At 56.5% G+C, this 20,880-nt stretch carries 22 protein-coding genes; 18 read left to right on the forward strand and 4 right to left on the reverse strand.

Going from position 1 to position 20,880, the window contains the following annotated elements; translation table 11 throughout:
- The first annotated feature begins 441 nt into the window (after positions 1 to 441).
- From qseE to glnB, 4 genes are all read left to right on the forward strand, one after another.
- On the forward strand, positions 442 to 1,875 hold the full coding sequence (gene qseE / locus IMQ56_RS09470) for a two component system sensor histidine kinase QseE/GlrK (protein ID WP_003860691.1): 1,434 nt from the start codon (positions 442 to 444) through the stop codon (positions 1,873 to 1,875).
- Positions 1,872 to 2,624 carry a two-component system QseEF-associated lipoprotein QseG gene (qseG, locus tag IMQ56_RS09475; protein ID WP_015572149.1) on the forward strand — a complete coding sequence of 251 codons (753 nt, stop codon included), beginning with the start codon at positions 1,872 to 1,874 and terminating at the stop codon, positions 2,622 to 2,624. The genes qseE and qseG overlap by 4 nt, the downstream gene beginning before the upstream one ends.
- A complete protein-coding gene (glrR, locus tag IMQ56_RS09480; protein ID WP_015572150.1) occupies positions 2,621 to 3,958 on the forward strand; it encodes a two-component system response regulator GlrR in 1,338 nt (445 codons plus the stop codon). Before qseG ends, glrR begins: the two co-directional genes overlap by 4 nt.
- Before the next feature lie 80 nt (positions 3,959 to 4,038).
- Entirely contained in the window at positions 4,039 to 4,377 is a 339-nt protein-coding gene (gene glnB / locus IMQ56_RS09485; protein WP_003860685.1) for a nitrogen regulatory protein P-II, read from the forward strand.
- 76 nt (positions 4,378 to 4,453) lie between these two features.
- Here the strand turns inward: glnB and hmpA are convergent, their stop codons facing one another.
- The gene (gene hmpA / locus IMQ56_RS09490; RefSeq protein ID WP_165467979.1) at positions 4,454 to 5,644 is read right to left on the reverse strand and encodes an NO-inducible flavohemoprotein; all 1,191 of its coding nucleotides are present in this window, start codon (positions 5,642 to 5,644) and stop codon (positions 4,454 to 4,456) included.
- Positions 5,645 to 5,948: 304 nt separating this feature from the next.
- On the opposite strand from hmpA, the gene glyA reads away from it, so the two are divergent.
- The gene (gene glyA, locus IMQ56_RS09495) at positions 5,949 to 7,202 is read left to right on the forward strand and encodes a serine hydroxymethyltransferase (RefSeq protein WP_003860678.1); all 1,254 of its coding nucleotides are present in this window, start codon (positions 5,949 to 5,951) and stop codon (positions 7,200 to 7,202) included.
- Between the two features lie 53 nt (positions 7,203 to 7,255).
- On the opposite strand, the gene IMQ56_RS09500 is transcribed toward glyA, so the two are convergent.
- Positions 7,256 to 7,678, reverse strand: a complete 423-nt coding sequence (locus IMQ56_RS09500; RefSeq protein WP_032649105.1) for a DoxX family protein — start codon at positions 7,676 to 7,678, stop codon at positions 7,256 to 7,258.
- A 172-nt stretch (positions 7,679 to 7,850) separates the two neighbouring features.
- Between IMQ56_RS09500 and IMQ56_RS09505 the strand changes: the two genes are divergently transcribed.
- Complete coding sequence (locus IMQ56_RS09505; RefSeq protein ID WP_032649103.1) at positions 7,851 to 8,990, forward strand: 3-phenylpropionate MFS transporter; 1,140 nt, start codon at positions 7,851 to 7,853, stop codon at positions 8,988 to 8,990.
- Here IMQ56_RS09505 and csiE read toward each other — a convergent pair whose 3' ends face one another.
- Positions 8,991 to 10,268 carry a stationary phase inducible protein CsiE gene (gene csiE / locus IMQ56_RS09510; protein ID WP_015572154.1) on the reverse strand — a complete coding sequence of 426 codons (1,278 nt, stop codon included), beginning with the start codon at positions 10,266 to 10,268 and terminating at the stop codon, positions 8,991 to 8,993.
- Positions 10,269 to 10,393: 125 nt separating this feature from the next.
- Between csiE and IMQ56_RS09515 the strand changes: the two genes are divergently transcribed.
- Complete coding sequence (locus IMQ56_RS09515) at positions 10,394 to 11,032, forward strand: DUF1007 family protein (protein ID WP_196063795.1); 639 nt, start codon at positions 10,394 to 10,396, stop codon at positions 11,030 to 11,032.
- On the forward strand, positions 11,023 to 12,003 hold the full coding sequence (locus IMQ56_RS09520; protein WP_048247022.1) for a nickel/cobalt transporter: 981 nt from the start codon (positions 11,023 to 11,025) through the stop codon (positions 12,001 to 12,003). The genes IMQ56_RS09515 and IMQ56_RS09520 overlap by 10 nt, the downstream gene beginning before the upstream one ends.
- 61 nt (positions 12,004 to 12,064) lie before the next feature.
- On the opposite strand, the gene suhB is transcribed toward IMQ56_RS09520, so the two are convergent.
- The gene (gene suhB / locus IMQ56_RS09525; protein ID WP_003860668.1) at positions 12,065 to 12,868 is read right to left on the reverse strand and encodes an inositol-1-monophosphatase; all 804 of its coding nucleotides are present in this window, start codon (positions 12,866 to 12,868) and stop codon (positions 12,065 to 12,067) included.
- Between the two features lie 132 nt (positions 12,869 to 13,000).
- Between suhB and trmJ the strand changes: the two genes are divergently transcribed.
- The 10 genes from trmJ to pepB all read left to right on the forward strand — a co-directional run bounded on the left by trmJ (position 13,001) and on the right by pepB (position 20,878).
- Positions 13,001 to 13,726, forward strand: a complete 726-nt coding sequence (trmJ, locus tag IMQ56_RS09530) for a tRNA (cytosine(32)/uridine(32)-2'-O)-methyltransferase TrmJ (RefSeq protein WP_015572157.1) — start codon at positions 13,001 to 13,003, stop codon at positions 13,724 to 13,726.
- Positions 13,727 to 13,960: 234 nt separating this feature from the next.
- The gene (gene iscR, locus IMQ56_RS09535) at positions 13,961 to 14,452 is read left to right on the forward strand and encodes a Fe-S cluster assembly transcriptional regulator IscR (protein WP_015572158.1); all 492 of its coding nucleotides are present in this window, start codon (positions 13,961 to 13,963) and stop codon (positions 14,450 to 14,452) included.
- 119 nt (positions 14,453 to 14,571) lie between these two features.
- Complete coding sequence (gene iscS, locus IMQ56_RS09540) at positions 14,572 to 15,786, forward strand: cysteine desulfurase (RefSeq protein ID WP_003860663.1); 1,215 nt, start codon at positions 14,572 to 14,574, stop codon at positions 15,784 to 15,786.
- 24 nt (positions 15,787 to 15,810) lie between these two features.
- Positions 15,811 to 16,197 (forward strand): Fe-S cluster assembly scaffold IscU, encoded by a 387-nt coding sequence (gene iscU / locus IMQ56_RS09545; protein ID WP_003860661.1) that lies wholly within the window; start codon positions 15,811 to 15,813, stop codon positions 16,195 to 16,197.
- Positions 16,198 to 16,210: 13 nt separating this feature from the next.
- Positions 16,211 to 16,534, forward strand: a complete 324-nt coding sequence (gene iscA / locus IMQ56_RS09550; protein WP_003860659.1) for an iron-sulfur cluster assembly protein IscA — start codon at positions 16,211 to 16,213, stop codon at positions 16,532 to 16,534.
- A 76-nt stretch (positions 16,535 to 16,610) separates the two neighbouring features.
- Positions 16,611 to 17,126: a co-chaperone HscB gene (gene hscB, locus IMQ56_RS09555; RefSeq protein WP_003860657.1), complete on the forward strand. Its 516-nt coding sequence runs from the start codon at positions 16,611 to 16,613 to the stop codon at positions 17,124 to 17,126.
- Between the two features lie 14 nt (positions 17,127 to 17,140).
- Positions 17,141 to 18,991, forward strand: a complete 1,851-nt coding sequence (hscA, locus tag IMQ56_RS09560; protein ID WP_047726722.1) for a Fe-S protein assembly chaperone HscA — start codon at positions 17,141 to 17,143, stop codon at positions 18,989 to 18,991.
- A 1-nt stretch (position 18,992) separates the two neighbouring features.
- Positions 18,993 to 19,328: an ISC system 2Fe-2S type ferredoxin gene (fdx, locus tag IMQ56_RS09565; protein ID WP_003860652.1), complete on the forward strand. Its 336-nt coding sequence runs from the start codon at positions 18,993 to 18,995 to the stop codon at positions 19,326 to 19,328.
- A gap of 1 nt (position 19,329) precedes the next feature.
- Entirely contained in the window at positions 19,330 to 19,530 is a 201-nt protein-coding gene (gene iscX / locus IMQ56_RS09570; protein WP_003860650.1) for a Fe-S cluster assembly protein IscX, read from the forward strand.
- Between the two features lie 61 nt (positions 19,531 to 19,591).
- On the forward strand, positions 19,592 to 20,878 hold the full coding sequence (gene pepB / locus IMQ56_RS09575; protein ID WP_047726721.1) for an aminopeptidase PepB: 1,287 nt from the start codon (positions 19,592 to 19,594) through the stop codon (positions 20,876 to 20,878).
- Positions 20,879 to 20,880: the final 2 nt, after the last annotated feature.

The following is a 20,880-nucleotide window of genomic DNA, read 5'->3' on the forward strand; positions in this document are numbered from 1 at the left end:
GTGTCTCCAATAAGAGACATTTAACTTATTGATTTATATATGTCAGGACGGGTTCCCGTTAAGGTGTTGCTTAATAGCGACACTTAGCCTGGAAATCATTCACCTGACAATCAATGCATTTTAATAATAAAATGATTATTAATCATAAGGATAGTATCAATTTTTGCAATCTGGCACGCGCGTTGCATAATAGTAACCAGTGGCTCATTCACCTTCTTATGTCAGCCCCTTCGGGACGTGCTACATAAACTTCGAATGACGCACAAAAAGGTGCCTGCCGTCCAACTACTGATTATTGCAATGCTTTATCAGGCCAGGGCGAAACGTCGAGTTAGGCACCGCCTTATTCCATGACAAAGCCGGGTTTTTACCCGGCTTTGTTGTATCTGAAGGGCAGACTCAGTTACGCTCTCCTCAAACCCGGATGATGAGAGTAATGTGTTGAAACGCTGGCCCGCTTTCCCTCGCTCCCTGCGACAGCTCGTTATGATGGCCTTCCTGCTGATCCTGCTACCTTTGCTGGTTCTGGCGTGGCAGGCATGGCAAAGCCTGAATGCGTTAAGTGCCCAGGCGGCCCTGACTAACCGCACCACGCTTATTGATGCCCGCCGTAGCGAGGCAATGACCAACGCCGCGCTGGAGATGGAGCGTAGCTATCGCCAGTATTGCGTGCTGGACGACCGCACGCTGGAGAGGGTTTATCAGAACCAGCGTAAACGCTACAGCGAAATGCTGGATGCCCATGCCGGGGTCTTGCCGGATGACAAACTCTATCAGGCGCTGCGTCAGGATCTGAACGATCTGGCGCAGCTCCAGTGCAAAAACAGCGGTCCTGATGCCGCCGCCGCCGCCCGACTTGAAGCCTTCGCGAACGCCAATACGGAGATGGTGCAGTCCACCCGTACGGTTATCTTTTCCCGTGGCCAGCAACTCCAGCAGGAGATTGCCGAGCGCGGCCAGTTCTTCGGCTGGCAGGCGCTGGTGCTGTTCCTCGTCAGCCTTGGGCTGGTACTGCTCTTTACCCGCATGATCATCGGCCCCGTAAAGGGGATCCAGCGGATGATTAACCGCCTGGGGGAGGGCAAATCTCTCGGGGATACGGTTGTTTTTAAAGGCCCGCGCGAGCTGCGCTCGGTCGGTCAGCGTATCATCTGGCTTTCTGAACGCCTGGCGTGGCTGGAATCGCAGCGTCATCAGTTCCTGCGCCATATCTCACACGAACTCAAAACACCGCTGGCCAGTATGCGTGAAGGCACGGAGCTGCTGGCAGACGAAGTAGCGGGGCCGTTAACCCCTGAGCAAAAAGAGATCGTGGCGATTCTGGATGCCAGTAGCCGCAATTTACAAAAACTTATTGAACAACTGCTGGACTATAACCGCAAGCTGGCGGATGGTGCTGTGGTGCTTGAAAGCGTTGAGATTGAACCGTTGGTGGACATGGTGATCTCCGCCCATAGCCTGCCAGCAAGAGCTAAAATGATGCATACCCAGGTGGATCTCAATGCGCCTTCCTGCCTGGCAGAGCCGATGCTGTTAATGAGCGTACTGGATAATCTTTATTCCAATGCGGTGCACTATGGTACTGAATCCGGTACCATTTATATCAGAAGCAATAACAACGGTTCGCGGGTATTTATTGACGTAGCGAATACGGGAAGCCCGATTCCGGATGATGAAAAAACGATGATCTTTGAGCCCTTCTTCCAGGGGAGTCATCAGCGAAAAGGTGCGGTAAAAGGAAGTGGTCTGGGGCTGAGTATTGCCCGCGACTGCATACGACGCATGCAGGGTGAGCTTAACATCGTGAGTGATGAACGCGCCGATGTCTGTTTTCGTATCGAACTGCCTCTTGAGCCGGAAAAATCAATGAAATGAATAACAACCTGGTGAGTATGTCACACGTCTTTTACCGCGCACTGCGCGCGGTGTTTTCCAGCAAAAATGTGCGCCTGAGCCTGCCCTGCTTACTGCTGGCCGGCTGTGTAACCCATGCGCCGAAAAGTGCAATTAGCCACAAACAGGAAGATAAATGGCCGCAAAAACAGCTGGCCGATTTCCTTTCAACACGTTGCGATGATATCTGGAACCTGTCGGGGCGTGATGTTGAATCCAATCCGCTGTTCTGGCTGCGCGGAATAGACTGCGCCCAGCGGCTGGCGCCCGCCGAGGCCCGTGCCCAGGCGGCGATGCTGGTGGACGATACCTGGCAGGACGCGTTTAAACGTGGGATCGTGATGGCGGATGCCAGAATCACGCCTGTCGAACGCCGCGCCAACGTGACGCGGCTGGATACTTACGTGATCAATATTCCCCCGCAGGTGCGCCCGGTCTATCAGCTCTGGCGGGATGGACAAACCCTGCAATTACAGCTGTCTGAAGAGCGTTTCCGCTACAGCAAATTGCAGCAGTCGAGCGACAGCGAGCTTGATGCGCTTCGCCAGCAGCAGGAGTCGCTGCGCGAGCAGCTGGAAACCACCACCCGCAAGCTCGAAAATCTGACCGATATCGAAAGACAGCTCTCGACGCGTAAGCCGGCAGGCAGCTATCTGCCCGATGGGTCGAAAGGCAACTCTGCCACGACGCCAGACAGTGAGACGCCGAAACAAGAGGATGTGAAGCCATGACAAGCCGTAAACCTGCCCATCTGTTACTGGTGGATGACGATCCCGGGCTGTTAAAGCTGCTGGGAATGCGTCTGGTCAGCGAAGGCTACAGCGTGGTCACCGCTGAAAGCGGGCAGGAGGGGCTGAAAGTGCTCAGCCGCGAGAAAATCGATCTGGTGATCAGTGATTTGCGCATGGATGAAATGGATGGCCTGCAACTGTTCACGGAGATCCAGAAGCAGCAGCCCGGGATGCCGGTGATTATCCTCACCGCTCACGGATCTATTCCTGATGCGGTGGCCGCAACGCAGCAGGGGGTATTCAGCTTCCTCACCAAACCGGTGGATAAAGACGCCCTCTATAAAGCGATCGACAGCGCCCTTGAGCACGCGGCGCCATCCGGCGATGACGCCTGGCGTGAATCCATCGTGACGCGTAGCCCTGTGATGCTGCGCCTGCTGGAACAGGCGCGGATGGTGGCGCAATCCGACGTTAGCGTGCTGATCAACGGCCAGAGCGGGACCGGGAAAGAGATCCTGGCCCAGGCGATCCACAACGCCAGCCCACGCAGTAAAAATGCCTTTATTGCCATCAACTGTGGCGCGCTGCCGGAACAGCTGCTTGAGTCTGAGCTCTTCGGCCATGCCCGCGGCGCCTTTACCGGCGCGGTGAGCAGCCGTGAAGGGCTGTTCCAGGCGGCTGAGGGGGGCACGCTGTTTCTTGATGAAATTGGCGATATGCCCGCGCCGTTGCAGGTCAAACTGCTGCGCGTGTTGCAGGAGCGAAAAGTGCGTCCGCTTGGCAGCAACCGCGATATCGATATCAACGTGCGTATTATTTCCGCTACCCATCGCGATTTACCCAAGGTGATGGCGCGCAACGAGTTCCGTGAAGATCTTTACTATCGACTGAATGTCGTCAACCTGAAAATCCCGGCGCTGGCCGAGCGTGCGGAAGATATCCCGCTGCTGGCAAATCACCTTTTGCGCCAGGCCGCTGACCGCCACAAACCATTTGTGCGCGCGTTCTCCACCGATGCGATGAAACGCCTGATGACCGCAAGCTGGCCGGGCAACGTACGCCAGCTGGTGAACGTGATTGAGCAGTGCGTGGCGCTGACTTCATCACCGGTGATCAGCGATGCGCTGGTGGAGCAGGCGCTCGAGGGGGAAAACACGGCCTTACCGACGTTTGCGGAAGCGCGAAACCAGTTCGAGCTGAACTATCTGCGCAAGCTGCTGCAAATCACCAAAGGCAACGTGACCCACGCGGCGCGCATGGCCGGGCGTAACCGTACCGAGTTTTATAAATTGCTCTCACGCCACGAGCTGGAAGCGAACGATTTTAAAGAGTAATACCGCAAAATTCGCCTGAATATGATACTGTGAGCAACCGATTACGAGGCTGCTTACTGGCAAGAGTTTAAGGACCCACCATGAAAAAGATTGATGCGATTATTAAACCTTTCAAACTGGATGATGTACGTGAAGCGCTGGCAGAAGTCGGCATCACCGGGATGACCGTAACTGAAGTGAAAGGTTTTGGTCGTCAGAAGGGCCACACCGAGCTATACCGTGGCGCAGAGTACATGGTGGACTTTCTGCCGAAAGTGAAAATCGAGATCGTGGTGAGCGATGATATCGTCGATACCTGTGTGGACACCATCATCCGCACGGCGCAGACCGGCAAAATTGGCGACGGGAAAATCTTCGTCTTTGACGTGGCGCGCGTGATCCGTATCCGTACTGGCGAAGAAGACGACGCGGCGATTTAAAAAAGATTTGGTAGGCCGGGTAAGGCGCAGCCGCCACCCGGCGAAAAAAAAGCCCCTCGTTGAGGGGCTTTTTGCATTACAGCACTTTATGCGGGCCGAAACATTCGTAATGAATGTTGTCTTTATTCACGCCCAGCTCAACCAGCTGCTTCGCGGCATACTGCATAAACGCTACCGGCCCACAAACGTAGAACTGCATCCCCGGTGCGCTGAACGCCCCTTCATGCTGCCCTAAATTCATCAGGCCTTCGCTGTCGAAACGAGCCGCTGCGCGGTCGGCTTCCGTGGGTAAACGATACCAGGTATGAGCGGTAAAGTGTGGCAGACCCGCTCCCAGCGCTTTCACTTCATCCGCAAAGGCGTGCACATCACCGTTCTCCGCCGCGTGGAACCAGTTAACCTGCGCGCTGTGGTTTGCTTTCGCCAGCGTATCCAGCATCGCCAGCATAGGCGTCTGACCCACGCCTGCGGAGATCAGCGTCACCGGGGTATTCGTATCAACGGCCATAAAGAAATCGCCCGCCGGTGCCGCCAGATGGACCACGTCGCCCACGCTGGCTTCGTTATGCAGCCAGTTGGATACCTGACCGCCTTCCTCACGTTTAACCGCAATGCGATAGCCTTTGCCGTCTGGCTTGCGGGTCAGGGAGTACTGGCGAATCTCCTGGTGCGGGAAGCCTTCAGGCTTCAGCCAGACGCCCAGATACTGGCCCGGCTGGTAATCGGCAACCGGCTGACCGTCCACTGGCTCAAACTCAAAGCTGGTGATCAGTGCGCTGCGCGGAGTTTTCTCAACGATGCGGAAGGCGCGCGTGCCTTCCCAGCCGCCATTCTTGCTGGCGTTTTCGCTGTAGATCTGCGCTTCACGGTTGATGAATACGTTTGCCAGCACGCCATAGGCCTTACCCCAGGCATCCAGCACTTCCTGGCCCGGGCTGAACATTTCGTCCAGGGTTGCCAGCAGGTGATTGCCGACGATGTTGTACTGCTCAGGTTTGATCTGGAAGCTGGTGTGCTTCTGGGCGATTTTTTCCACCGCAGGCAGCAGAGCCGGCAGGTTTTCGATGTTGCTGGCATAGGCGGCAATAGCGTTAAACAGCGCTTCGCGCTGATCGCCGTTACGCTGGTTGCTCATGTTGAAAATCTCTTTGAGCTCCGGGTTATGCGCGAACATGCGATCGTAGAAATGGGCGGTCAGTTTAGGACCCGTTTCAACCAGCAGGGGGATTGTGGCTTTTACGGTAGCGATGGTTTGGGCGTCGAGCATAGCAGCTTCCTTCTGATGTTACTTTAATGATGTATTTTAGATGCATCTTATAAAAATACCCCTGCAATGTAAATGGTTCTTTGCATCGTGAAAAATATGCATCACAAAGCTGAAAAGAAATCCGTTGAAAATGGCGAGAGCTTTATTGCTCAAACCCTTGCGTGGCGTGGAGGTAAACGTTTGCGTAAAATCGTTTGTCAAGACCTGTTATCGCAGAACTATTCAGTTATACTGTTGCCCGTCGTCCAACAGGACTGCCTTTTCAGGCCAAAAATTTACTTGTTAGCTGAGTCAGGAGATGCGGATGTTAAAGCGTGAAATGAACATTGCCGATTATGATGCCGAACTGTGGCAGGCTATGGAGCAGGAAAAAGTACGTCAGGAAGAGCACATCGAACTGATCGCCTCCGAAAACTACACCAGCCCGCGCGTAATGCAGGCGCAGGGTTCTCAGCTGACCAACAAATATGCTGAAGGTTATCCGGGCAAGCGCTACTACGGCGGTTGCGAATACGTTGATATCGTCGAGCAGCTGGCGATTGACCGTGCGAAAGAACTCTTTGGCGCTGACTACGCGAACGTCCAGCCGCACTCTGGCTCTCAGGCTAACTTCGCTGTTTACACCGCGCTGTTGCAGCCGGGCGATACCGTTCTGGGTATGAACCTGGCGCAGGGCGGCCACCTTACTCACGGCTCCCCGGTTAACTTCTCCGGCAAACTTTACAACATCATCCCTTACGGTATTGATGAGTCCGGCAAAATTGACTACGAAGACATGGCGAAGCAGGCCAAAGAGCACAAGCCGAAGATGATCATCGGTGGCTTCTCTGCTTACTCCGGCATCGTTGACTGGGCAAAAATGCGTGAAATCGCTGACAGCATCGGCGCGTACCTGTTCGTCGACATGGCGCACGTTGCCGGTCTGATTGCGGCAGGCGTTTACCCGAACCCGGTTCCACATGCGCACGTTGTAACCACCACTACCCACAAAACCCTGGCGGGTCCACGCGGTGGCCTGATCCTGGCGAAAGGCGGTGACGAAGAGCTGTACAAAAAGCTGAACTCCGCCGTGTTCCCAAGCGCCCAGGGCGGCCCGCTGATGCACGTTATCGCCGCGAAAGCCGTCGCGCTGAAAGAAGCGATGGAGCCAGAGTTCAAGGTTTATCAGCAGCAGGTTGCTAAAAACGCCAAAGCGATGGTGGAAGTGTTCCTGAACCGTGGCTACAAAGTGGTCTCTGGCGGGACTGAAAACCACCTGTTCCTGCTGGACCTGGTTGATAAGAACCTGACCGGTAAAGAAGCTGACGCAGCCCTCGGCCGCGCCAACATTACCGTCAACAAAAACAGCGTGCCAAACGATCCGAAGAGCCCGTTCGTGACTTCCGGTATCCGTATCGGTTCTCCGGCCGTAACTCGCCGTGGCTTTAAAGAAGCGGAAGTGAAAGAGCTGGCGGGCTGGATGTGTGACGTTCTGGACAACATCAATGACGACGCGGTTATCGAGCGCGTTAAAGGTAAAGTTCTGGACATCTGCGCACGCTTCCCAGTGTACGCATAATTCTCTGCGTCGCAGAACTGAAAAAGGCCGCTCATGCGGCCTTTTTTTATGGGCTAACGTCGGTCGAGGGAGATGGCCCCCGGCCCGGTAATCGCCAGCAAAATAAAGCCGCCAGCGATACTCACATTTTTGTAGAAGTTAATCATATTTGGCAGAACCGCATCGCCCGTCATATCCCAGTAGTGGTGACCAATCACCGCTGTTCCCAGCGTATAGAAGACAAAGATCACCGCGAGGGGGCGGGTGAAAAAGCCCAGCACGATCAGAATCGCGGCGGGGACTTCCATCACCACCGCAACAATGGCGGCCAGCATGGGCATGGGGGCGCCGAGCGACGTCATATACTGAACGGTGCCGCTAAACCCCGTCAGCTTGGGATAACCGAAAATAATAAACAGGACCACAATAGCAATGCGGGCAATTAAAAGCAGGAAAGAACGAGAGGAGCCGAAATCGAAATAACGTAAGCTGTTCATGGCAAACGACCTCTTCATGCGATGTTCTTTAAACGTAATACAATTTTGCCGCTCTCGCCATACGCCGACCGGCTGTCCATGATGTTAATTTATCGTTAATTTATAGCGCGCTAACGACTTGCTAAAGTCAGGGATTAACGCCAGACTATCGCCTCCATTTCGGGAGGGATTCATGGTCTTGCATTCCACGCGCTGGCTGGCGCTCAGCTATTTCACCTATTTCTTTAGTTACGGTATTTTTTTGCCTTTCTGGAGCGTCTGGCTCAAGGGAATTGGTCTGACGCCTGAGACCATTGGCATCCTGCTGGGCGCGGGGCTGGTGGCACGTTTCCTGGGTAGCCTGCTGATTGCGCCCCGCGTCAGCGATCCCTCCTTACTGATTAAAGCGGTGCGAATTCTGGCCCTGCTGACGCTGGTCTTTGCGGCCTGCTTCTGGGTCAGCCATCAGTTTGCCTGGCTGATGGTGGTAATGGTTGGCTTTAATCTGTTCTTCTCCCCGCTGGTGCCGCTGACGGATGCCCTGGCGAACACCTGGCAAAAGCAGATCACCATGGACTATGGCCGCGTGCGCCTGTGGGGATCGATTGCCTTCGTGATCGGCTCTGCGCTGGTCGGGAAGCTGGTCAGCCTCTATGACTATCGTGCCATTCTGGCGCTGTTAACGCTCGGCATCGCCTCGATGCTGCTCGGTATGTTGCTGCGTCCGTCGGTAATGCCGCAGGGCGAAAGCCGCCATCAGGAGAGCGCCGGCTGGCCCGCCTGGCGCTCGCTGGTGGCGCAAAGCTGGCGTTTCCTGGCCTGCGTCTGTCTGCTCCAGGGGGCACATGCGGCCTATTACGGCTTCAGCGCCATCTACTGGCAGGGGGCGGGCTACTCGGCTTCTGCGGTAGGCTACCTGTGGTCGCTCGGCGTGGTGGCGGAGGTCATTATCTTCGCGCTGAGCCAAAAACTTTTCCGTCGTTTCGGGGCGCGTGACCTGCTGCTGCTTTCCGCCGTTTGCGGCGTGGTGCGCTGGGGCATCATGGGCTGGACGACTGAGCTGCCGTGGCTGATTGTGGCGCAAATTCTGCACTGCGGAACCTTCACCGTGTGCCATCTGGCGGCGATGCGCTACATCGCGGCGCGAGAGGGTGGGGACGTTATTCGTCTTCAGGCGGTCTATTCAGCGGTGGCGATGGGCGGCAGTATTGCGGTGATGACCGTATTTGCCGGTTTCCTCTATCAGCACCTGGGGCACAGTGTGTTCTGGGTGATGGCGCTGGTCGCTTTACCTGCCATCGTCATCCGCCCAAAGGTGGCTGCTCGCTCGTAACTATGATTCGAGCATAACGCGAATATGTTCCTGCTGCTGCGTGTTCAGGGCCTCAACGGCATGAATGAGCGGCGGCGAGAACAGCGGCAGGGCGGTTGGATAAGGCGTAATGACCAGCGCCGCCTCGCGGGGGGCGCCCTCCTTCTTAAACGCCTCCAGGCTAAGATAACGAATATTGAGCGGCAGCAGCGTCAGCTCGCGAAGCTGCTGCTCAATTAACGCTTCGCAGGCTTTATCTTCCCCCGTTAACAGGACCACCTGTTTTTCATGCAGGTCGGTCTCCTGCATCAGCCAGGCACCAAAAATCACCGCCACCAGAGCCATCTCTTCACCGGAGAATCGCAGACCAAATTCGGCTTCCAGCTCAAACAGCGCCTCTTTAGTGGTGCGCAGCAGCCGGGGGTATAAACGGTGGATCTCTTCCGGCAGGCTGTTGTCGATGCCGATGTCAAATAAGGAGCGGTCCAGCGCCTGAGCCAGATGAATATAAAGCTGATCGGTCAGCCCTTGCTCATCGCTGAAGTTCATCCCGGTTTGCGCCCGGAAACGGGCAATCATACGCACGATGGCGCGACGCAGGCGCTGATCCTGCTGGTGTTTATCCATCACCGGGTCGGGTGTGCGAAGCATCATAAACAGCAGTGCCAGGAACAGCTGTTCATCGCTGTGCGTTCCCTGCGGGACGCGCCGTTTCCAGTGGCGGACAATTTCCTGCGCCGTAAAGTATTCCCCTCGGGACTGCGTCCAGCTGCGCTGAACGGGCGAAAACTCTGGCGTATTGCCCAGATGATGCTGAATCAGACAATATTGCAGATAAAGCTGTAAAAACTGTACGTCGCGGGACTCAAACTGGCGCTGAAGCTTGCGCGCACAAAAGTTGATAAGCGCCCGAAGGTTCGCATCGTCATAAAGCGGGCGGGCAATGCCGTGCTGTTTAAGCGCGGTTTTTAAGGCAGGGGTAAACTGTTGGGCGACAAAATGTGGACAGAGCCGAAGCGCCCTGCGCAGCCAGTGCAGCAGGCACAAACGTTGATTCAGGGCGGAACCCTCAATTCGGTAGCAGCCATCATGGTGCGTGACAATATCAAGCCGATGATAGCGCTGGATTTCATCGCGCGTCTCGGCTATATCTTGCCGTGCCATGACGTCGTCCACGCCGTTGGCAGCGATTATGCTCTGTGCGGTGATGGCAGCATCGGGCAGGTAAAGCATCAAAAGCACCTGGCAGCGGCGCTGCGAACTGGAAAGCACAGATGGAATTTCAAGCGTCGTCATCATCTGTCGGGTATCCAGTGTGAATGTTTGATAAGAATAGCTAAAGGATGGGCGCTGAAAAGCGCACCGGCAGGCCTTTCACTCAGGATTGCTGGCGAACATCACAGAATTTTTGACGTGAGGAACAGATGCAAATAGTTAAACAAAGCGCGGTAGCGTTATTTTTGGCGGTTTTCACTTGTGCCGCCGGCGCACATCCTCACAGTTTTATCAGCCTGAAAACCGAACTGGTGACGGAGGGCACGCAGCTCAGCGGCCTGAAAATGCGCTGGACGATGGATGAAATCACCTCCGCCGACCTGCTGTACGATGCCGGAAACGCAAAGCCCGGCGATGAGATCTGGAAAAAGCTGGCGGCGGAAGTGATGGCCAACGTGCTGGGTCAGCACTACTTCACCGAGTTCTGGCACAACGGACAAAAGGTGAAATTTCTCAACCGTCCCACGGTGTACGGTATGACCCGCGACGGACATCAGGCGGTGCTGACCTTTATCCTTCCGCTGGCGCACCCTCAACCCCTGGCCGGGCAGAAGTACAGGTTTTCCACGTTTGACCCAACCTACTATGTCGATATGCGCTATGACAATGACAGCGACGTACGGCTGCCGGACGCGCTGCAAAAAAGCTGCAAAATTGCCGTGCACACCCCGAAACCCAGCGAAGAGATGCTGAACTTTGCCGTTTCTCTTGATAAAGAGGATGCGCCCCCCGAAGACATGGAGTTAGGTAAACAGTTTGCGCAGGAGGTGACGTTACAATGTCAGTGATCTCCTCTCCCGTCAGTAAGCCGCGTCGCTGGCTGCACCTCTGGCCTCTGGCGCTCTTTTTGTTGTTAGCGGTTGGCGGCGCGCTCTGGCTGTGGCAGGCATGGCCGCAGGTGATGATGAAAAGCATCCTCTGGCAGCGGGAAGTTAATCAGCAGATGAGCGGTCTGCTGAAAGCCGTGGCGGAAAATCCGACCAAAGCGGGCGGCGCTCTTCTGGCGTTCAGCTTTATCTATGGCGTGCTGCATGCCCTGGGACCGGGGCACGGCAAAATCGTCATCACGACCTGGCTTGCCACGCATCCGTCGAAGCTCAAATCGAGTATCGGCCTGACGCTGGCTTCTTCTTTACTTCAGGGCGGTGTGGCGATTGCGCTGGTCGTGGTCGTCCTTTCGCTGCTACAGCTGCCGGCCCGCCAGCTGCATATGAGCAGCTTCTGGCTGGAGAAGGGGAGTTACGCGCTGGTAGGCGTGCTGGGGCTGATCCTCTGCTGGCGGGCGCTGAAAAAATTGCGCGCGTTGCTGCGAAAACCAAAATTCAAATCCTTTACACCGCATCACGTTCACCATGAAAACTGCGGGTGCGGGCATCAGCATCTGCCGACGCAGGAACAATTACAGAACAGTGAGGACTGGCGTGCGCGCCTGATGATTGTTCTCTCCATGGGGATGCGTCCATGCTCGGGCGCAATCATGGTGCTGTTGTTCAGCAAAGTGACAGGCGTATTTGGCTGGGGCATGCTCTCGGCGCTGGCGATGGCGGCGGGAACGTCTCTGACGATCTCTTCGTTAGCCCTGCTGGTGCACAGCTTCCGTCAGCTGGCGGTAAAACTCAGCGGCAATAAAACGCCGGTATTGTGGCGACAGGTTGGCTGGACGACGCTGGCGCTGGCGGGCGGGGTGATTCTGCTGGTGGCTGCGGTCACGATGTGGATAAGCGCGGTGCCGGTGGGAAGGGGGTTGCGGCCTTTCTAGCCTTACCTGAGGCGTGTTGTAAGCCCGGTAAACGTAGCGCCACCGGGCTTAACAGACTGAATTAACGCTTCAGCGCATCGCTCAGTTCATCACGCATGTTTGCCAGCATGGCTTTAACAACGCGCGGGTTACCTGCAACGATGTTGCCGGTAGACATATAGTTATGGCCGCCGGTGAAGTCGCAAACAATCGCGCCAGCTTCACGAGCGATCAGCTCGCCCGCCGCAAAGTCCCACGGCTTCAGAGACAGCTCGAAGTAACCGTCAACGCGGCCGGTCGCCACGTAGGCCAGATCCAGTGCAGCAGAGCCAGTGCGACGGAAGTCCGCGCATTCGGTGAACAGCTTGCCCAGGATATTCATATAAGTGGTTGCGTGCTGCTTCGCCTTGAAAGGGAAGCCGGTCGCCAGAATCGTGCCGTCCAGATCGCGTGCATTGCTGCAACGCAGACGGTAGCCGTTCAGCTGCGCGCCCTGACCGCGGGTCGCGGTGAACAGTTCGTTACGCATTGGATCGTAAACAACGGCGACTTCAGTACGGCCTTTGATGCGTACTGCGATAGACACAGAGAAGTGTGGCAGGCGTTTGACGAAGTTGGTGGTGCCATCCAGTGGATCGATAACCCATTGAACATCCTGATCGGTACCTTCATGTTCACCGCTTTCTTCGGTGATGATGGTGTGCTGCGGGTAAGATTTGCGGATCGTTTCGATAATAATCGCTTCTGCGGCTTTATCGACGTTCGTCACGAAATCATTGCTGCCTTTCTGGCTGGTTTCTACGGAGTCTGGGGTTTCGTAGTGTTTGGCAATTACATTACCCGCCTTGCGCGCTGCGCGCACGGCGATGGTCAGCATCGGATGCATCGGTCTCTCTCACTGGATGTTAAAGAACAGGAAAATCGGCGCAGAGTATAGCAGCGGGATCGGATTATGTCTCTCGTTTATGATAATATGCCCGAATATTCTTCAGACACTGAATCCAGACATTTAAAAATTATGCTGCAAAACATTCGAATCGTGCTGGTCGAAACATCGCACACTGGCAACATGGGCTCTGTGGCCCGCGCTATGAAAACCATGGGCTTAACGAACCTGTGGCTGGTGAATCCGCTGGTGAAACCAGACTCTCAGGCTATTGCTCTGGCGGCCGGCGCCAGCGACGTGATCGGGAATGCGCAGATCGTGGACACCCTGGATGAAGCCCTGGCCGGTTGCAGCCTGGTGGTGGGGACCAGCGCGCGCTCCCGTACGCTGCCCTGGCCGATGCTGGACCCGCGCGAATGCGGCCTGAAAAGCATCTCAGAAGCGGAACAGGCGCCGGTTGCGCTGGTGTTTGGCCGTGAACGCGTTGGCCTGACCAACGAGGAATTACAGAAGTGTCACTATCATGTGGCGATTGCCGCCAACCCGGAATACAGCTCGCTGAATCTGGCGATGGCGGTGCAGGTGATCGCCTACGAAGTGCGCATGGCATGGCTGGCGACGCAGGAGAAACCGGTGGAACCTAAAGAAGAGACGGCCTACCCGCTGGTGGACGACCTCGAGCGCTTCTACGGTCATCTGGAGCAGACGCTGCTCTCAACCGGCTTTATCCGTGAAGGCCACCCGGGTCAGGTGATGAACAAGCTGCGCCGTATGTTCACCCGCGCGCGTCCGGAAAGCCAGGAGCTGAACATCCTGCGCGGGATTCTGGCGTCGATTGAGCAGAAGAATAAAGAGTAGTGCAGTGTGTTCGCCGGGTGGCGCTGCGCTTACCCGGCCTACAAAGCCCGTAGGCCCGTGCAAGCGCAGCGCCGCCGGGCAAAATACGGCACAGAAGGTTAAATACCTGACTAAAACAGTCAAGTAAATAGTTGACCAATTTAGTCAGGAATGTCAGACTTGGCCCTGCTATGCAATACCCCCATTTTACAATAAAAAACCCCGGGCAGGGGCGAGTTTGAGGTTAAGTAAGACATGAGACTGACATCTAAAGGGCGTTATGCCGTGACCGCGATGCTGGACGTTGCGCTCAACTCCGAAGCGGGCCCGGTTCCGTTGGCTGATATTTCTGAACGACAAGGGATCTCCCTCTCTTACCTGGAACAGCTGTTCTCCAGACTGCGTAAAAATGGACTGGTGTCCAGCGTTCGTGGCCCGGGCGGCGGTTATCTGCTGGGTAAAGACGCAGGCAGTATTGCGGTTGGCGAAGTGATTAGCGCCGTTGACGAATCCGTCGACGCGACCCGTTGCCAGGGTAAAGGCGGCTGCCAGGGCGGCGATAAGTGCCTGACCCACGCGCTGTGGCGCGATCTGAGCGACCGTCTGACCGGCTTCCTGAACAACATCACCCTGGGTGAACTGGTGAATAACCAGGAAGTTCTGGACGTGTCGGGTCGTCAGCAAAGCCATGAATCACAGCGCAGCACCCGTTCGCAGGACGCCATCGACGTTAAACTGCGCGCGTAATAAAAAGATAAGTATTTCAGAATCAGGCCGGGGCGTTAGCTCGCCCCGTGTACTCGGTCGTACATCCAGCCGGTTGCCTGATTCCTTGCATTGAAGCGATGTACGGAGTTTATAGAGCAATGAAATTACCGATTTATCTCGATTACTCCGCAACCACGCCGGTGGACCCGCGTGTTGCCGAGAAAATGATGCAGTGTCTGACCCTGGACGGAAACTTTGGTAACCCAGCTTCCCGTTCTCACCGTTTTGGCTGGCATGCTGAAGAGGCGGTTGATATCGCCCGTAATCAGATTGCTGACCTGGTTGGTGCCGATCCGCGTGAAATTGTTTTCACCTCCGGCGCGACCGAATCCGACAACCTGGCGATCAAAGGTGCTGCCAACTTTTATCAGAAAAAAGGCAAGCACATTATCACCAGCAAAACCGAACACAAAGCCGTGCTGGACACCTGCCGTCAGCTGGAGCGTGAAGGGTTCGAAGTGACTTACCTGGCGCCGCAGAGCAACGGGATCATCGACCTGAAAGAGCTCGAAGCGGCCATGCGTGATGACACCATTCTGGTTTCCATCATGCACGTTAACAACGAAATCGGCGTTGTGCAGGACATCGCAACCATCGGCGAAATGTGCCGTGCGCGCGGCATCATCTACCACGTGGATGCGACCCAGAGCGTGGGCAAACTGCCTATCGACCTGAGCCAGCTGAAAGTGGACCTGATGTCCTTCTCCGGTCACAAAATCTATGGTCCGAAAGGTATCGGCGCGCTGTACGTTCGTCGTAAGCCACGTATCCGCATCGAAGCACAGATGCACGGCGGTGGTCACGAGCGCGGCATGCGTTCCGGTACGCTGCCTGTTCACCAGATCGTGGGCATGGGCGAAGCGTATCGCATCGCGAAAGAAGAGATGGAAACCGAGATGGCACGCCTGCGTACGCTGCGTAACCGTCTGTGGGACGGCGTGAAAGATATGGAAGAAGTGTATCTGAACGGCGATCTCGAGCAGGGCGCGCCAAACATCCTCAACGTCAGCTTCAACTATGTTGAAGGCGAGTCGCTGATCATGGCGCTGAAAGACCTGGCGGTTTCTTCCGGTTCTGCCTGTACGTCTGCAAGCCTGGAGCCATCCTACGTGCTGCGCGCGCTGGGTATGACTGACGAGCTGGCACACAGCTCTATCCGTTTCTCTTTAGGTCGTTTTACTACCGAAGAAGAGATTGACTACACCATCAAACTGGTTCGTAACTCCATTGGCCGTCTGCGCGACCTTTCTCCACTGTGGGAAATGTTCAAGCAGGGCGTGGATCTGAACAGCATTGAATGGTCACATCACTAATCGGTACATAAGGAGAATTCAATCATGGCATACAGCGAAAAAGTTATCGATCATTACGAGAACCCGCGCAACGTTGGCTCTTTTGACAACAGCGATGAATCTGTCGGTAGCGGTATGGTTGGCGCGCCAGCGTGTGGCGACGTGATGAAGTTGCAGATTAAAGTCAACAATGAAGGTATCATTGAAGACGCGCGCTTCAAGACCTACGGCTGCGGTTCTGCTATCGCTTCCAGCTCCCTGGTCACCGAATGGGTGAAGGGCAAGTCTCTGGACGAAGCACAGGCAATCAAGAACACGGATATTGCTGAAGAACTCGAACTGCCGCCGGTGAAAATTCACTGCTCAATTCTGGCAGAAGACGCGATCAAAGCCGCCATTGCGGATTACAAAAGCAAACGTGAAGCAAAATAATTGAGGTTTGAGTATGTCGATTACCCTTAGCGACAGCGCTGCCGCGCGAGTAAGCTCTTTTCTGGCGAACCGTGGTAAAGGCTTTGGCCTGCGACTGGGCGTACGTACCTCCGGCTGTTCTGGTATGGCTTACGTACTGGAGTTTGTTGACGAACCGGCGTCTGATGACACCGTGTTTGAAGACAAGGGCGTGAAGGTGGTGGTCGATGGCAAAAGCCTGCAATTCCTCAACGGCACTCAGCTGGACTTCGTAAAAGAAGGCCTGAACGAAGGGTTCAAATTCACGAATCCGAACGTCAAAGACGAGTGTGGTTGCGGCGAAAGCTTCCACGTTTAACCGCGCGTCATCCGAAACCCCACCGTGGCTTTGCTACGCGTGGGGTTTGTTCTAACAGGCTACCCCTGAGATTGTTATGGATTACTTCACTCTCTTCGGACTACCCGCTCAATACCCGATCGATCTCCAGGCGCTGACGGTCCGTTTTCAGGATCTCCAGCGTCAGTACCATCCGGATAAATTCGCCAGCGGGACGCAGGCAGAGCAGCTGGCTGCGGTATCACACTCCGCAACCATCAACCAGGCCTGGCAAACGCTGCGTCATCCGCTGGCGCGTGCAGAATATCTGCTCTCGCTCCACGGTTTCGATCTGGCGAGCGAACAGCATACCGTGCGCGACACCGCCTTTCTGATGGAACAGCTGGAGCTGCGCGAAGAGCTGGATGAAATTGAACAGGCTAAAGACGAAGCGCGCCTGGAAAGCTTTATCACGCGCGTAAAGGGCATGTTCGATACCCGCCATCAGCAGATGGTGGAGCAACTGAACAACGAGACCTGGGACGTGGCGGCAGACACTGTGCGCAAACTCCGTTTTCTCGATAAACTGCGAAGCAGTGCTGAACAACTCGAAGAAAAGCTGCTCGATTTTTAATTTCGGAAGCAATTATGGCCTTATTACAAATTAGTGAGCCAGGCTTAAGCGCCGCACCGCACCAGCGTCGTCTGGCCGTCGGTATTGACCTGGGCACCACCAATTCCCTCGTGGCGACCGTGCGCAGCGGCCAGGCGGAAACGCTGGCTGACGAGCAGGGCCGCCATCTGCTGCCTTCCGTGGTCCACTACCGGCAGCAGGGTCACGCGGTCGGGTTTGATGCCCGCACCAACGCCGCGCGCGATCCGGCCAACACCATCAGCTCGGTTAAGCGCATGATGGGCCGCTCGCTGGCTGATATCCAGACCCGTTACCCGCATCTACCGTATCAGCTACAGGCCAGCGAAAACGGCCTGCCGATGATCGCGACGTCTGCCGGTCTGCTGAACCCGATTCGCGTTTCTGCTGACATCCTCAAAGCGCTGGCGGCGCGCGCCACGGCGACACTCGGCGGCGATCTCGACGGCGTGGTAATCACCGTTCCGGCCTACTTCGACGATGCACAGCGTCAGGGCACCAAAGACGCTGCGCGTCTGGCGGGCCTGCATGTGCTGCGTCTGCTGAACGAACCGACGGCGGCGGCCATTGCCTACGGCCTCGATTCCGGTCAGGAAGGGGTGATTGCGGTTTACGATCTCGGCGGCGGGACGTTTGATATCTCAATCCTGCGCCTGAGCCGCGGCGTGTTCGAAGTGCTGGCGACCGGCGGGGATTCCGCGCTCGGCGGCGATGACTTCGACCATCTGCTGGCAGACTACATCCGCGAGCAGGCGGGCATCAGCGATCGCAGCGATGCGCGCGTACAGCGTGAACTGCTGGATGCGGCCATCGACGCCAAAATCGCCCTGAGCGACGCGCAATCGGTCACGGTTAACGTTGCGGGCTGGCAGGGTGAGATCACCCGCAATCAGTTCAGCGAACTGATCGCGCCTCTGGTTAAGCGTACCCTGCTGGCCTGCCGTCGCGCATTGAAAGATGCGGGCGTGGAGGCCAGCGAGGTGCTGGAAGTGGTCATGGTTGGCGGCTCAACCCGCGTGCCGCTGGTGCGCGAGCGCGTGGGCGAATTCTTTGGCCGCACGCCGCTGACCTCTATCGACCCGGACAAAGTAGTTGCCGTGGGCGCCGCTATCCAGGCCGATATCCTGGTCGGCAACAAGCCGGACAGCGAAATGCTGCTGCTGGACGTCATCCCGCTGTCTCTGGGTTTAGAAACCATGGGCGGCCTGGTGGAGAAAGTCATTCCGCGTAACACCACCATTCCGGTGGCGCGCGCGCAGGAGTTTACTACCTTCAAAGACGGCCAGACCGCGATGTCCATCCACGTGATGCAGGGCGAGCGCGAGCTGGTGCAGGACTGCCGCTCTCTGGCGCGCTTTGCGCTGCGCGGAATTCCGGCGCTGCCGGCGGGCGGGGCGCATATTCGCGTTACCTTCCAGGTGGATGCGGACGGCCTGCTGAGCGTCACGGCGATGGAAAAATCGACCGGCGTGGAATCGTCCATCCAGGTGAAGCCGTCCTACGGCCTGACCGATGGCGAAATCGCCTCCATGATTCAGGACTCAATGAGCTACGCCGAGCAGGATGTGAAGGCGCGTATGCTGGCTGAACAAAAAGTGGAAGCCGCACGCGTGCTGGAAAGCCTGAACGGCGCGCTCGCTGCCGATGCCGCGCTGTTAAGCGCCGCTGAGCGTCAGGTGATTGACGATGCTGCCGCGCGCTTGAGCGCAGTGGCCGAAGGCAATGACGCTGACGCAATAGAAGAAGCCATTAAAAACGTTGATAAACAAACCCAGGACTTCGCTGCTCGCCGCATGGACAAATCTGTCCGCGTCGCGCTGAAAGGCCAGTCCGTGGACGAGGTTTAATATGCCAAAGATTGTAATTTTGCCTCATGCGGACCTCTGTCCGGATGGCGCTGTTCTGGAAGCGAAGACCGGTGAAACCATTCTCGATGTTGCCCTGCGTGCAGGTATCGAAGTGGAACACGCCTGTGAAAAATCCTGTGCCTGCACAACGTGCCACTGCATCGTGCGTGAAGGTTTCGACTCTCTTGCAGAGAGCACCGAAGACGAAGACGACATGCTGGACAAAGCATGGGGTCTGGAGCCCGACAGCCGCTTAAGCTGTCAGGCCGCGGTGACCGATGAAGATCTGGTCGTGGAGTTCCCACGTTACACCATCAACCACGCACGCGAGCATTGATATGGGACTGAAGTGGACAGACAGCCGTGAAATCGGCGAGGCGCTCTACGACGCGAACCCGGATCTCGATCCGAAGACCGTACGATTCACCGATATGCATCAGTGGATTTGCGATCTGGAAGATTTTGACGACGATCCAAACGCATCCAATGAAAAAATTCTGGAGGCGATTCTGTTAGTCTGGTTAGATGAAGCAGAATAGATAACATAAACGGGCTGCCTTCAGGCGGCCCGTTTGCTAGTTGCTAATAAGGATAAATAAAATGACCGAAGCGATGAAGATTACGCTCTCCACGCAGCCAGCCGACGCACGCTGGGGCGAAAAAGCCACCTACAGCATCAACAACGACGGTATTACCCTGCACCTGACGGGCAATGATGATTTGGGCCTGATCCAGCGCGCCGCGCGTAAAATTGACGGCCTTGGCATTAAGCATGTGTCGCTGGAAGGCGAAGGCTGGGACACCGACCGCAGCTGGGCGTTCTGGGCAGGCTACAAAGGGCCGAAAGGCACCCGCAAAATCGAGTGGGCGAACCTCGACGAAGCCGGTCAGAAAGAGCTGGAAAGCCGCCTGCAAATCATCGACTGGGTGCGCGACACCATCAACGCCCCGGCGGAAGAGTTAGGCCCTGAGCAGCTGGCGCAGCGCGCCGTCGACCTGCTGTGCGGCGTGGCGGGCGACAAGATGTCTTACCGCATCACCAAAGGTGAAGACCTGCGCGAGCAGAACTACATGGGCATCCACACCGTGGGCCGTGGCTCCGAGCGTCCTCCGGTCCTGCTGGCGCTGGACTACAACCCAACCGGCGATAAAGAAGCGCCGGTCTTTGCCTGTCTGGTCGGGAAAGGCATCACCTTCGACACCGGCGGCTACAGCCTGAAGCAGAGCGCGTTCATGGACTCTATGAAGTCCGACATGGGCGGTGCGGCCACCGTTACCGGCGCGCTGGCGTTCGCCATCACACGTGGTCTGAATAAGCGCGTGAAGCTCTACCTTTGCTGCGCGGACAACATGGTGAGCGGCAACGCCTTCAAGCTGGGCGACATCATTCGCTACCGCAACGGTAAAAACGTCGAAGTGATGAACACCGACGCCGAAGGCCGTCTGGTGCTGGCCGATGGCCTGATCGACGCCTCTGCGCAGAAGCCGGAGCTGATTATCGACATGGCAACCCTGACCGGCGCGGCGAAAACGGCGCTGGGTAACGACTATCACGCCCTGTTCAGCTTCGACGACAAGCTGGCCGCTCGCCTGCTGGCCAGCGCGGCGGCGGAAAACGAACCGTTCTGGCGTCTGCCGCTGGCCGAGTTCCACCGCAGCCAGCTGCCGTCTAACTTCGCCGAGCTGAACAACACCGCGAGCGCGGCGTACCCGGCGGGGGCAAGCACCGCAGCAGGCTTCCTGTCTCACTTCGTTGAGAACTACCATGAAGGCTGGCTGCACATTGACTGCTCCGCAACCTACCGTAAAGCAGCGGTTGAGCAGTGGTCTGCGGGTGCGACCGGTCTGGGTGTGCGTACCGTGGCGAATCTGCTGACGGCTGAGTGATC

This window comes from Enterobacter sp. Res13-Sevr-PEC09-46, from assembly GCF_015672585.1.
GTDB classification, from domain to species: domain Bacteria; phylum Pseudomonadota; class Gammaproteobacteria; order Enterobacterales; family Enterobacteriaceae; genus Enterobacter; species Enterobacter hormaechei_C.